This is a genomic window from Frankia sp. CcWB3, assembly GCF_977927595.1.
In genome coordinates this window covers 12,995-24,491 of sequence record NZ_CDWRCK010000027.1, presented here as the reverse complement: position 1 = coordinate 24,491, position 11,497 = coordinate 12,995, and the positions used below count along the sequence as shown (strand labels likewise).

Below are 11,497 nucleotides of genomic sequence, written 5' to 3'. Positions count from 1 at the left end.
GCCCGGTGACACCGGGATCAGGACGGGGCACTGTTTTTCCGGCGGGCCGCAGGCGTGCGGGCGGCTACGTTCCGAGGCCGTCGAGCACCCGGGCTCCGGGCAGCGCGGCCAGGACCCTGCCGGGCAGCCACAGCTTGGAGATGCGCACCCCGGAGCCGACCACGACGCGCGGGTGCTCGGCCACTGCCCGGTCGATCAGGATCGGCCATTCCGCGGGAAGCCCGACCGGGGTGATGCCCCCATACTCCATGCCGGTTTCGGTGACGGCTGTGTCCATCGGCACGAACGAGACCTTGCGGGCGTCCAGATGCGGCCGGACCAGGCCGTTGACGTCAGCCCGGGAGACGGCGAACACAACGCAGGCCGCGAGCATGGTGACACCGCCCCGCCGGCCCGCGACGACCACGCAGTTCGCCGTCTCGGCCGGGTCCACCCCATAGTGCACGCAGAAGGCCGCGGTGTCGGACAGCTCGGGATCGATCTCGGCGACCTCGATCTCGTCCCCTCGCCCGGCCTGCGACCAGGTGTCGAGTAGCGCGGCGGTCGGCGCGGCGAGCAGGTCGGGACGGGCCAGCGCCGACGTCGGCGCCAGCAGAAGATCGGTACGCAGATGTCCGCTGCTCCCACCCGTTTCCCGACCAACCATCATGCCAGACCCAGCCGTCGACCCAGAACAATCAGCGCGACACCGACGACCATCGACGCCAACAAATTACGGGTGCGGTACGCGACGCCGGCGGTGGCCGCGCCCGCGAAGACCCCCGCCCAGCCCTCCGCGATCACCGCCGGCACCACCACGGCCACCAGGACCGTCCCGGGCAGCGCCCCGATCGCGCGAGCCCACGGGCCCTCGCTCGGCAGCCAGTCGGCCGCCAGCAGGCCGCCGACCCGAAGCGAGTAGGTGATCATCGCCATGCCGGCGACGGCGAGGACGGCCTCAGCGCTCCACATTCGTTTCCTCCGGGCCGATTGCCATGCGAGTTGACCGCCAGCGGACCAACTGCCCGTGGACCGACTGCCTTCGGGCCGATTGCCTGCACAGGTGCCGCCACGCCGGGCGCCGTCCCGGGTGACTCACCGGGCGCGTCCCCCTCTGATACCACCTGCGGGTCCGGTTCGGGGCCGCGCCGGGCGGCGGCCGCGCCGACAAGGGCGCCGATCATGATGTACCAGGTGCCGCCGAGCAGCCGCCAGCTCACGACCGCGGCCACCCCGGCCGCAAGCCACGGCACGACATCCGCGCGCCCCCGCCAGAAGCCGCGCGTCAACGCGATGAAGGCCGTGGTGAACGCGAAGTCGAGGCCGAATCGCTCCGGTGCCGGAATCCGCCCGCCGAGCAGGTACCCGGCGCCGCTACCGACCAGCCAGAACACCAGGATCGCCAGGCCGCCGCCCAGCAGGAAACCCGGCGGCGCCGCTCGCCCCCGCGGCGCCCCTCGGCCAGCGTGACGGCCCAGTTCTCGTCCGCGACGAGGTGGATCCCCAGCAGCTTCTGCCACAGTGGCCGCCCGACGAACACTTCGCGCAGCGACGCGCACAGCAGGATGTAGCGCAGATTGATGATCAAGGTGCTCGCCAGGATCGCCGCCAGCGGTACAGGTATTCCCCACAACCCAACGACGACGATCTGCGCGGATCCCGCGAGGACGACCGCGTCCATGATCAGCAACTGCACCAGCGTGATGTCCCGGGTCGGGGCGACCGCGCCCATCGCGAGGCCATACGCCGCCACGCCCATCGCCAGGGGAATCGTCGCGCGAAACCCCGCGGCGATCTCCCGCATCGGGAAGGCGGCTTCCTGACTCACCCCGGGCGGCGACGATCTCATGGCCACCGCGTCGAGCCTGCAGCTGTCACGCCTTCTCCCGGAGCGCTCGTCGACAGGCTGCGGCGACCTCGGCCACCAGCGCGTCGCCAGAGCTGACGGCGATGTCGTGGCCGCCGGGCACCAGAGTCACGCTGAACCCGACCGAGGTGAGCTGCTCCCACGCGCGAATGCTGGCGGCCGGCACGGACGTGTCGCCGGCACCACTGATCGCATCGATATGAACGCTCAGTAGCGTACCACTGTCAGTATGTCGGTAACTGGCGGTCGGTTCACCCATCCGCGTGTGCCGGCCCGGGGGAAGACCCGCCGGCCCCGGGAGAAGGTCCAGGCCGAGATCGACACGATCTGCGCGGACCCGTGGGTGCGACGCGTCGTGACCACGAAGCTGACCGGGGACACCCCGGCCGCGCACCGGCTGACCTGGACGGTTGACCCGCAGGCCCGGGCCGCCCTCGAGGAGGAGATCTTCGGGAAGCGGGTCCTGGTCACCGACCGTGACGCCTGGCCGGTCGGCGACGTGGTCGCGGCCTATCGGTCGCAGTCGGACGCCGAGTTCGCGTTCCGCCAGATGAAGGATCCGCATGTCGTCTCGTTCAGCCCGATGCACCACTGGACACGGATCACACGATCCGTGTCCACATGTTCACCTGCGTGCTCGCGTTGCAGGTCGCGCACCTGATGCGCCGTCACGCCGCGCGTGCCGGGCAGGAACACTCGGTACGCGTCCTGCTCGACCTGCTCGCCGGGATCGAGGAGACGGCGATGATCTACCCCTCGACCGGGGGCCGTCCGAAGGCGCGCCGTATGCTCACCGAGACCACTCCCGCCCAGGACCGACTCGCCGAGATCTTCGGCCTCGCGAGGTGGGCGCCCCGGACTTAGGTCATACAGTTCCGGAAGATCGACATCGGTCATGAGCTGCGAATACTCCAGACAAGATCAAACTAGGGGCGAAACTTCCGCTAGGAGCCGACGCCGGCGCTGGTGGGGGCGGTGGTCCCGACCGGCCCGGCGGGCGCGGGGACCTCGGCGCCGGCCGCCGCGAGCGTGGGCGCCGCGCCCGGTGCCGGCCGGGGGTGCCGGGAGCTCAGGGCGAGCCAGAGCCGCAGCGCGGCGACCCACATCACGGTCGCCCCGGTCATGTGCAGGGCGACGAGGAGGGCGGGAACGCCGAGGAAGTACTGGGTGAATCCGATCGCGGCCTGCGCGAGGACGGTTCCGACCAGGGCGAGGGAGGTCCTCCTGGCCTCGTCGGGAGCCTCGGCGACCCGCACCGCGAACGCCATGGCCGCGACGAGCCCGACCAGCAGCATCGCGCCGTCGGCGTGCAGCTGGGAGACGTTGACGAGGTCGAACCCGAAGCGGGCCGGATGATCGCTGTCACCGCTGTGCGGCCCGGCGCCGGTCACGACCGTGCCGAGGACGAGCACCCCCGCCGAGACGACCACCAGCAGGCGCGCCAGCCACCGCAGCGCGGGACCGACCCCCGGGGTGGTCGCCGCACCCGCGTCCTGGCGGGCCCGGTGGTCCAGCAGGACCGCGTTCCACAGCAGGACCATGGAGAGCAGGAAATGGGCGGCGACGGTCGCCGGGTGCAGCTTCGTCAGGACGGTGATCCCGCCGAGCACGGCCTGTCCGAGGAAACCCACCCAGAGGCCGAAGGACAGCAGCCGAAGATCGCGCCGCCGTCCGCCGCGCAGGCGGAGCGCGACCAGCGGGGTGATCAGCGCCACGAGGCCGACCACCAGGCCGACGACCCGGTTGCCGAACTCGATCGCTCCGTGCAGGGCGTATTCCGAGTGCGGCACGAACGAGCCGTCCCCGCACTGCGGCCAGGTCGGGCAGCCGAGACCGGAGCCGGTCAGGCGGACCACGCCGCCACTCACCACGATTAGTGACAGCAGGACCACGTTGAGCGTGGTGAGGAGCCGGAAGGCGCGAAGGCTGATCAGCGGCAAACTCCGACGCTCTGTAGAAGCTGGCACGACTGCCATGGTAACGCCCTGTCCGGCGCGGGCCGCTCGGATCCTTCTCCGCTGGTCGGATGGTGCCTGCCGGCCAGATGGTGCCTGCCTGCCGGCCGGATGGTGCCCGGTGACCGGACGGTCCCGGTGTCGGCTCTACTCTCAGCGGCTCTACTCCCAGCGGAAGGTGCGGGCGGCGAGCGCCAGACTCGCCACCGCCCAGGCCGCGAGCACGATCAGGGTACGCGCCCCCGGACCGTCGCCCTCGGCGAGGACGGCCCGCAGCCCGTCCGACAGCGCCGCGGTCGGCAGCACCTCGGCGACCGCCCGCAGCCAGCCGGGAAGCTTCGACAGCGGGAACACCACCCCGCCGATCAGCAGCAGCACCAGGTAGACGCCGTTGGCGGCGGCGAGCGTCGCCTCGGCCCGCAGGGCTCCGGCCATCAGCAGGCCGAGCCCCGAGAACGCGGCCGTGCCCAGGACGAGCAGCGCCAGCACCGCCGGAACCCCGACCGGCCCGCCGGTCGGGTCCCAGCCCAGCGCGAACCCGACCGCCACCAGGAGCACCAGCTGGATGACCTCGACGGCGAGCACCGCCAACGTCTTGCCGGCGAGTAGGACCGCGCGGGGCAGCGGGGTCGCCCCGAGGCGTTTGAGTACGCCGTAGGAGCGTTCGAAGCCCGTCGCGATCGCCTGCCCGGTGAAGGCGGTCGACATCACGGCCAGCGCGAGCACCCCGGGGACGAGGAAGTCCACCGGCCGCTCGGTGGAGCTCGGCAGCACGTCGACGGCGATGAAGAAGGCCAGCAGACCGACCGGGATGATCAGGGTGAGCAGGACGGACTCGCCGCGCCGTAGGGTGAGTACCAGCTCGAGTCTGGTCTGTGCCGCCAGCATCCGGGCCCGCGACGCGGGCGCCGGAGCCGGGCGCAGATCGAGCAGCGGGACGCCGGTCATGAGCGCAGCTCCGATCCGGTCAGTTCCACGAAGACGTCCTCCAGCGTGCGTTGTTCGACCCGGAGATCCTCTGCCAGGATGCCGTTACCCGCGCACCAGGCGGTCACCGCAGCGAGCAGTTGCGGGTCGACCGTGCCCTGCAACAGGTAGTGCCCAGCCGGGCCCTCCTGCGCGGTGGTGCCGTCGGGCAGCGCGAGCAGCAGCCGGCCGAGATCCAGCCCGGCGGGGGCCCGGAAGCGCAGCTGCCCCTCGGCGCCGCCCCGGGTGAGCTCCGCGGGGGAGCCGACCGCCACCACCCTGCCGTGGTCGACGATGATCACCTGACCGGCGAGCCGTTCGGCCTCGTCCATGGCGTGGGTGGTCAGCACGACGGTGACCCCGGCCGTGCGCAGCTCCTCGACGAGCTCCCAGGTGTCCCGCCGGCCCTGGACGTCCAACCCGGCCGTCGGCTCGTCGAGGAAGACCAGCTCCGGGCGGCCGACCACGGCCATCGCCAGCGACAGCCGCTGCTGCTGGCCGCCGGAGAGCCGGCGGAACGGGGTACCGGCGGACCCGGTCAGCCCGAGCCGGTCCAACAGCGCCGCGGGATCCAGCGGGTGGCGGTAGTGCGAGGCGACGAGGCGCAGCATCTCGCCGGCGCGGGCGCCGGGATACATCCCCCCGGACTGCAGCATCACCCCGACCCGGGGGCGCAGGGCAACGGCGTCCGCCCAGGGGTCGAGCCCGAGGACCCGCACCTCGCCCGCGTCGGCGCGGCGGAATCCCTCGCAGATCTCCACGGTGGTCGTCTTGCCGGCGCCGTTCGGCCCGAGCAGCGCCGTGACTGTGCCGGTCGGGACGGTCAGCGACAGGCCGTCCACGGCGCGTATCCGACCATCGGGCGTCGTCGGCGGTCGAGCGGCGTCGCCGGAAGGCGCCGGCGGCACCGCCGGCGCTGGGGGCGCCTGGCGCACGGGGGGCGTAGGGGACGTGGAGAACGCCGCGGGACCGCGCCCGGCCCGACCGGTGTGGGGCCGCCGCCCGGACTCGTGAGGACGACGACCGGAACGCGGGGAAGCGGACCGCGAGGAATACGTCTTCACGAGGTCCGTGACACTGACTGCCAGGATCTCGGCCACCTTGCGATCCTACGGACATCGCGGGTCGGGCGGAGGGCCGGTCCGCCCCCGGCACGAGGCTTCGGCCGGGTGGAACGGGCACCACCGGGCGGCCGCGACCCAGCCCCGTTGCTAGCCCCGTTGCTGCGGCGGGCGGACGGGCAGTGCCCGGCGGCGCCCGCCGACCGCCACCGGCTCGCCCGGCTCCACCAACGCCCCCCAGGCGCCCAGCCGCTCGTACAGCATCGCCGGCGTGGTGCTGTAGAGCCGGGACAACGACTGCAGGTCGGAGCGACGCAGCCGCAGGACGTCGCGTGAACTGTCCGACCGCAGGACCTGCACGATGGCGATCCAGCGCCGCAGCGGTCCGGTGCGGGTCGGGGGCAGCTTGCGCAGCCGGCGCAGGTCGATGACCAGCGGCGGCAGATGGTCGGTCTCGCGGCGATCGGCGGCCGGCGGTACCAGCAGCGTCGCGGGAACGTCGTACAGCTCGGCGAGCTCGACCAGTCGATGCACGCGCAGGGTCCGAGAGCCTCGCTCGTAGGCGCCCAGGGTCCCGGCAGTCCACCGGCCATGCGTGCGCTCCTGGACGTCCAGCAGCGACAAGCCACGCCGGTTGCGCGCCGCGCGAAGCCGGCGGCCGAGCTCCAGGGCGTAGTCCGCCTCGGTCACGGTCTCCGTCCGGGTCAAGGTCGACAGGAGACGCCAACCGCCCCCTGTGACAGATTGTCAGGCCTCGGTCCGTCTGGCAGCCGGTTCGACCAAGAAGCCGCGAGGGAACGTGGCCCTGGCGTGGTCCCGCGGTCGCGGGGCGCAATCCGGGAATCGCGACAGTGTTTTTCCGGCCGCGCCAGCCCCGTCAGCCCGGTCGGCCGGTCAGTCCCGTCGGCCCGGTCAGTCCCAGTCGGCGTCGTCGGCGTCCTTGGCCCAGTCCCGGGCCCGGTCCACGGCGCGCAGCCATCGCCGGTAGGACCGGTCCCGCTCGGCCCGGGACAGCCTCGGCCGGTACCGCTCGGCGCTGCGCCGATGCCCGGCGAGCTCCTCGCGGTCGGCGAAGAACCCGGTCGCGAGCCCCGCGAGGTAGGCCGAACCGAGCGCGGTCGTCTCGATGTTGTCCGGGACGTCGAGCTCGACGCCGAGCAGGTCGGCCTGGAACTGCATGAGCCAGTGGTTGCGGGCGGCCCCGCCGTCGGCCCGCAGCTCGCGCACCGGGAAGCCCGCGGCACCCATCGCCTCGACGACGTCCCGGGTGCGGTAGGCGATGCCCTCGAGCACCGCGCGGACGACGTGCGCCCGGGTGGTCCCCCGGGTGATCCCGAGCAGTGCGCCGCGGGCGCGGGGATCCCAGTGAGGGGCGCCGAGGCCGGCGAGCGCCGGGACGAAGTAGACGCCGTCGTTGCCGGTCAGGGAGGCGGCCAGGTCGGCGGTCTCGGCGGCATCCCGGATGATCCCCAGGGAGTCCCGCAGCCAGTCGACGGCGGCACCGGTGGACAGGACCGTCCCCTCCAGCGCGTACCGCACCGGTTCGCCGTCGAGCTGGAACGCCGCGGTCCGCAGCAGCGTCGACTGCGGCGCCGGCAGGGCCGAGCCGGTGTTCACCAGCACGAAGGAACCGGTGCCGTAGGTGTTCTTGGCCTGGCCGGGTGCGAAGCAGCCCTGGGCGAACAGAGCGGCCTGCTGGTCGCCGATCACGGCCGCCACCGGGATCCGCACGCCGAGGAAGGCGTCCGGATCGGTCTCGGCGTAGACCCGCGAGCTCGGCGCGACAGCGGGCAGCATCTCGGCGGGAACGCCCAGCAGATCGAGCATCTCCGGGGACCAGCTCGCGGCGGCGAGGTCGAGCAGCAGGGCGCGGGAGGCGTTCGTGACGTCGGTGACGTGCGCGGCCCCGGCGGTCAGCTTCCAGACCAGCCAGGAATCGACGGTGCCGAAGGCGATCTCCCCCCGGCCGGCGCGCCGGCGCAGCCCGGGGTCGTCGTCCAGGATCCAGCCGATCTTGGTACCGGAGAAGTAGGGGTCGAGCACCAGCCCGGTGCGTTCCCCCACCGCACCCGCGTGCCCCTCGGCGGTGAGGCGTTCGCAGACCGCGGCCGTCCGCCGGTCCTGCCACCCGATGGCCGGGTGGACCGGGGCGGAGGTCCGCCGGTCCCACAGCACGGTGGTCTCGCGCTGGTTGGTGATGCCGAGGGCGGCGAGCTCCCCGGCCCGGCGACCGCAGCCGGCCAGCGCCGCGGCGACGGTGTCGACGACGCTGCGCCAGAGCTCGTCCGGATCCTGCTCGACCCAGCCCGGCCGGGGGAACCGGGGCCGGATCCCGGTGTAGCCGCGGCCGACGACCACCCCGTCCCGGTTGAGCAGGCAGACCGTGGTCCCGGTGGTCCCCTGGTCGACCGCCGCCACCAGGGATCCGCGTGCCGGCACGCTCATCTCGTTCCTCCCGCCCACGGGCCGCTGACGCATGGCAAGGGACGCATGGTAGGGGAGCGGTGCACGGTGAGGAGAAGGAGGCGGGGAAGGAAGGATAGATAGAAAGGTATAGATAGGGGAGAGGTGAGGCGGGCCCGGCGTGCCGGGAAGGGCGGCTCAGCCGAGGTTGGACAGGTCGACGACGTCGCCGGGCGGGGTGCCGGCTGCGGGCGTCCCGTAATCGTCGAAGGTGATCTCGTTGGTGGAGCGACCGGCGACGACCACCTTCAACGGGTACCCGGGTCCGGTGTTGGCCGCCCAGAAGGCCGTTCCGCCGGGGCTCGCGGCCCGGACGGCCTGGGTGCCGGCCAGCTTCTCGGTTCGCACCGGGCCGGACAGCCCGACGACGTAGCTGGTCAGTGACGCGGCGAGCCGGTCGAGGGTGAAGTAGCTGTACTTCGCGGCGTCGGCGGGGGCCAGGCGGACCCAGCGGTCGGCGAGGAGGCTTCCGGCCGCGGCGTCACCGGTCCCCTCGTAGTAGGCGCGGCCGCGGTGGACGTAGGTGTCGTCTTTGATCTTGATGATCTGGGTCCGCTGACCGTACTCGTCGATGGTGCCACGGGTGACCGTGCCGGACATCACCAGGTCGTAACGGGCGGGGGCGTCCGAGCGCGGGTCGGCCTCGGTGCCGACGACGTGGACGCCGGTCGCGGCGCGCAACGCCTGCAGGGTGCGCGTGCCGACCTCGCCGGCCGGCAGCTTCTCCAGCCCGTTGCTCTTCTCCCCGTCGCCGCTACAGGCCGCCGAGGCCGCGAGCAGGAGAGTCAGCCCGAGGGAGAGCAGCGCCCGCCGGACTCCGCCGCGCCACAGTTGTGACCGCATCCGCCCGTCGCCTCCCGCCTGAGATCGTCTCCGGGTCGGTGGTGGCCGGGCGCGGCCGCGTGCCGCGACCGCCGGCCCGCTGGTGTGCCCATCCGATGTGCCGACCCGGGGTGCGCGCCCGGGTGGGCGCGCAGGTACGGCAGTGGGCGCAAGTCTGGCATTCCGCCGCCCGTGGTCGCCGGTCGGGTACGGCCCGTGGGTATCCGTTGTGTGATCACGTCCGGCGAGTGTGATCTGCGTCATTGCTGTGACGAAGATTGCCCCGTTGGGCTGTCGTTCCGGCGACCCCGGTTCGACCGCGTCCGGGAAATAGGGCACACTGGTGTTGTGAAATACGACCACGACGGGGCGAGCGGGACGGCGGACGGCCGTACCCGCGACCGGGTCGTGCGTCTGCTCCTGGAAGGCGGCTCGGCCACGGCGGCCGAGCTGTCCCGTCAGCTCGGGGTCTCCCCGGCGGCTATCCGCAGGCATCTCGATGCCATGGTCGCGGATGGCATCATCACGCCCACGGAGAGCCGGTCCCGGGGGCCGCGTGGCCGGGGACGCCCGGCCCGGCGTTACGCGCTCACCGAGGCCGGCCATCATGCCGGTCCCAGCGCCTACTCCGATCTCGCGGCCGGTGCGCTGCGCTTCCTGGCTGAGGTGGGTGGCGCGAGCGCGGTCACTCAGTTCGCCGACACCCGCGCCGTCGACCTGGAGCGGCGGGTGCGCGAGGCGGTCGTGGCGGCGGAGCCGGCGGATCGTCCGGCGGTGCTCGCCGAGGCGATGACCGCCGCCGGGTACACCGCGAGCGTCTCCGCGCTGCCCACCGGTCTGCAGATCTGCCAGCACCACTGCCCGGTCCAGTTCGTCGCGGAGCGTTTCCCGGCGTTGTGCGACGCCGAGACCGCGGTGCTGGCCCGCGTGCTCGACACCCACGTGCAGCGCCTGGCGACGATCGCGCACGGCGACGGCGTCTGCACGACTCACATCCCCGCGGGTCAGATCCCCGCGAACCACCCCGCCGTGAGCCACCCCGCCGTGGGCACGGCGCCCGGCACGGCTTCGCGTGCTCGGTCCGACCAGAACGGGCCCGACCAGAACGGGCCCGGGAAGGACGGCTCCGCTCGGGTGCTGCCTGATTCCGCCGTGGCCGGATCCGGCCCGGCCCGGCCCGCGTCCCTGGCCTGTCCACCATTCTCGTCTTCGGAGGGTTCCGCCCTATGACCACCTCTGCCGAGACCGCCCTGGAAGGCCTTGGTTCCTATCGGTTCGGATGGGCTGACACCGACGCCTACGCCGCCGACGTGGAGCGCGGCCTGTCCGAGGCGGTTGTCCGCGGCATCTCGGCCAAGAAGTCCGAGCCGTCGTGGATGACCGACCTGCGCCTCAAGGGGCTGCGGCTGTTCGAGCGCAAGCCCATGCCGACCTGGGGTGCCGACCTGTCGGGCATCGACTTCGACAACATCAAGTACTTCGTCCGCTCCACCGAGAAGCAGGCCGAGGAGTGGGAGGACCTGCCCGAGGACATCCGGGCGACCTACGACCGCCTCGGCATCCCCGAGGCGGAGAAGCAGCGCCTCATCGCCGGGGTCGCCGCACAGTACGAGTCCGAGGTCGTCTACCACAAGATCCGGGAGGACCTCGAGGAGCAGGGTGTCATCTTTCTGGACACCGACTCCGGGCTGCGTGAGCACCCGGAGCTGTTCCAGGAGTACTTCGGCTCGGTGATCCCGGTCGGGGACAACAAGTTCGCCGCGCTGAACACGGCGGTGTGGTCGGGCGGATCCTTCATCTACGTGCCGCCGGGCGTGCAGGTCGAGATCCCGCTGCAGGCCTACTTCCGGATCAACACCGAGAACATGGGCCAGTTCGAGCGGACGCTGATCATCGTCGACGAGGGCGCCTACGTGCACTACGTCGAGGGCTGCACGGCGCCGGTCTACTCGTCGGACTCGTTGCACTCGGCGGTCGTCGAGATCGTCGTGAAGAAGAACGCGCGCTGCCGGTACACGACCATCCAGAACTGGTCGAACAACGTCTACAACCTGGTCACCAAGCGCGCCGCCTGCCACGAGGGCGGCACCATGGAGTGGATCGATGGCAACATCGGTTCCAAGGTGACGATGAAGTACCCGGCCGTGTGGCTGCTCGGCGAGCACGCCAAGGGCGAGGTGCTCTCCATCGCCTTCGCCGGTGCCGGTCAGCACCAGGACGCGGGCGCGAAGATGGTGCACGCCGCGCCCCGGACCTCCTCGACGATCGTCTCCAAGTCGGTGGCCCGCGGCGGTGGGCGGACGTCCTACCGCGGGCTCGTCCAGATCAACGAGGGCTCGTCGGCCTCCCGGTCGACGGTCAAGTGCGACGCGTTGCTCGTCGAC

At 72.3% G+C, this 11,497-nt stretch carries 12 protein-coding genes and 1 pseudogene; 3 read left to right on the top strand and 10 right to left on the bottom strand.

Annotated features, from left to right (window positions below; genetic code table 11):
- Positions 1 to 64: 64 nt before the first annotated feature.
- The 4 genes from ACY5KJ_RS04065 to ACY5KJ_RS04050 all read right to left on the bottom strand — a co-directional run bounded on the left by ACY5KJ_RS04065 (position 65) and on the right by ACY5KJ_RS04050 (position 2,012).
- Entirely contained in the window at positions 65 to 646 is a 582-nt protein-coding gene (locus ACY5KJ_RS04065; RefSeq protein WP_462189189.1) for a YbaK/EbsC family protein, read from the bottom strand.
- Entirely contained in the window at positions 646 to 951 is a 306-nt protein-coding gene (locus tag ACY5KJ_RS04060) for an AzlD domain-containing protein (RefSeq protein WP_462202821.1), read from the bottom strand. Before ACY5KJ_RS04060 ends, ACY5KJ_RS04065 begins: the two co-directional genes overlap by 1 nt.
- 313 nt (positions 952 to 1,264) lie before the next feature.
- Positions 1,265 to 1,828 (bottom strand): AzlC family ABC transporter permease, encoded by a 564-nt coding sequence (locus ACY5KJ_RS04055; protein ID WP_462202822.1) that lies wholly within the window; start codon positions 1,826 to 1,828, stop codon positions 1,265 to 1,267.
- A 25-nt stretch (positions 1,829 to 1,853) separates the two neighbouring features.
- Entirely contained in the window at positions 1,854 to 2,012 is a 159-nt protein-coding gene (locus tag ACY5KJ_RS04050; RefSeq protein WP_462189186.1) for a hypothetical protein, read from the bottom strand.
- Positions 2,013 to 2,117: 105 nt separating this feature from the next.
- Here ACY5KJ_RS04050 and ACY5KJ_RS04045 point away from each other — a divergent pair.
- Positions 2,118 to 2,710: pseudogene (locus tag ACY5KJ_RS04045) on the top strand (IS1634 family transposase); the annotation flags it as partial.
- A gap of 80 nt (positions 2,711 to 2,790) precedes the next feature.
- Here ACY5KJ_RS04045 and ACY5KJ_RS04040 read toward each other — a convergent pair.
- The 6 genes from ACY5KJ_RS04040 to ACY5KJ_RS04015 form a co-directional block, all read right to left on the bottom strand.
- Positions 2,791 to 3,822 (bottom strand): COX15/CtaA family protein, encoded by a 1,032-nt coding sequence (locus tag ACY5KJ_RS04040; RefSeq protein ID WP_462202820.1) that lies wholly within the window; start codon positions 3,820 to 3,822, stop codon positions 2,791 to 2,793.
- A 141-nt stretch (positions 3,823 to 3,963) separates the two neighbouring features.
- Complete coding sequence (locus ACY5KJ_RS04035; RefSeq protein WP_462186234.1) at positions 3,964 to 4,749, bottom strand: ABC transporter permease; 786 nt, start codon at positions 4,747 to 4,749, stop codon at positions 3,964 to 3,966.
- Positions 4,746 to 5,675: an ABC transporter ATP-binding protein gene (locus ACY5KJ_RS04030; protein WP_462186261.1), complete on the bottom strand. Its 930-nt coding sequence runs from the start codon at positions 5,673 to 5,675 to the stop codon at positions 4,746 to 4,748. The genes ACY5KJ_RS04035 and ACY5KJ_RS04030 overlap by 4 nt, the downstream gene beginning before the upstream one ends.
- Positions 5,676 to 5,978: 303 nt before the next feature.
- A complete protein-coding gene (locus ACY5KJ_RS04025) occupies positions 5,979 to 6,518 on the bottom strand; it encodes a transcriptional regulator (RefSeq protein WP_023841558.1) in 540 nt (179 codons plus the stop codon).
- A 222-nt stretch (positions 6,519 to 6,740) separates the two neighbouring features.
- Positions 6,741 to 8,273 carry a glycerol kinase GlpK gene (gene glpK / locus ACY5KJ_RS04020; protein WP_462186235.1) on the bottom strand — a complete coding sequence of 511 codons (1,533 nt, stop codon included), beginning with the start codon at positions 8,271 to 8,273 and terminating at the stop codon, positions 6,741 to 6,743.
- A 156-nt stretch (positions 8,274 to 8,429) separates the two neighbouring features.
- A complete protein-coding gene (locus ACY5KJ_RS04015; protein WP_462202819.1) occupies positions 8,430 to 9,134 on the bottom strand; it encodes a hypothetical protein in 705 nt (234 codons plus the stop codon).
- Between the two features lie 327 nt (positions 9,135 to 9,461).
- Here ACY5KJ_RS04015 and ACY5KJ_RS04010 point away from each other — a divergent pair, with 327 nt between their 5' ends.
- Positions 9,462 to 10,343 carry a helix-turn-helix transcriptional regulator gene (locus ACY5KJ_RS04010; protein ID WP_462202818.1) on the top strand — a complete coding sequence of 294 codons (882 nt, stop codon included), beginning with the start codon at positions 9,462 to 9,464 and terminating at the stop codon, positions 10,341 to 10,343.
- A partial coding sequence (gene sufB / locus ACY5KJ_RS04005) for a Fe-S cluster assembly protein SufB (protein ID WP_462202817.1) occupies positions 10,340 to 11,497 on the top strand: 1,158 nt, incomplete at its 3' end. The genes ACY5KJ_RS04010 and sufB, both read left to right, overlap by 4 nt.

Excerpts from the sequence above, each read along its gene's own strand:
- ACY5KJ_RS04065 (WP_462189189.1), bottom strand. The coding sequence starts at position 646 with ATGGTTGGTCGGGAAACGGGTGGGAGCAGCGGACATCTGCGTACCGAT.
- ACY5KJ_RS04060 (WP_462202821.1), bottom strand. The coding sequence starts at position 951 with ATGTGGAGCGCTGAGGCCGTCCTCGCCGTCGCCGGCATGGCGATGATC.
- ACY5KJ_RS04055 (WP_462202822.1), bottom strand. The coding sequence starts at position 1,828 with ATGAGATCGTCGCCGCCCGGGGTGAGTCAGGAAGCCGCCTTCCCGATG.
- ACY5KJ_RS04040 (WP_462202820.1), bottom strand. The coding sequence starts at position 3,822 with ATGGCAGTCGTGCCAGCTTCTACAGAGCGTCGGAGTTTGCCGCTGATC.
- ACY5KJ_RS04035 (WP_462186234.1), bottom strand. The coding sequence starts at position 4,749 with ATGACCGGCGTCCCGCTGCTCGATCTGCGCCCGGCTCCGGCGCCCGCG.
- glpK (WP_462186235.1), bottom strand. The coding sequence starts at position 8,273 with ATGAGCGTGCCGGCACGCGGATCCCTGGTGGCGGCGGTCGACCAGGGG.
- ACY5KJ_RS04015 (WP_462202819.1), bottom strand. The coding sequence starts at position 9,134 with ATGCGGTCACAACTGTGGCGCGGCGGAGTCCGGCGGGCGCTGCTCTCC.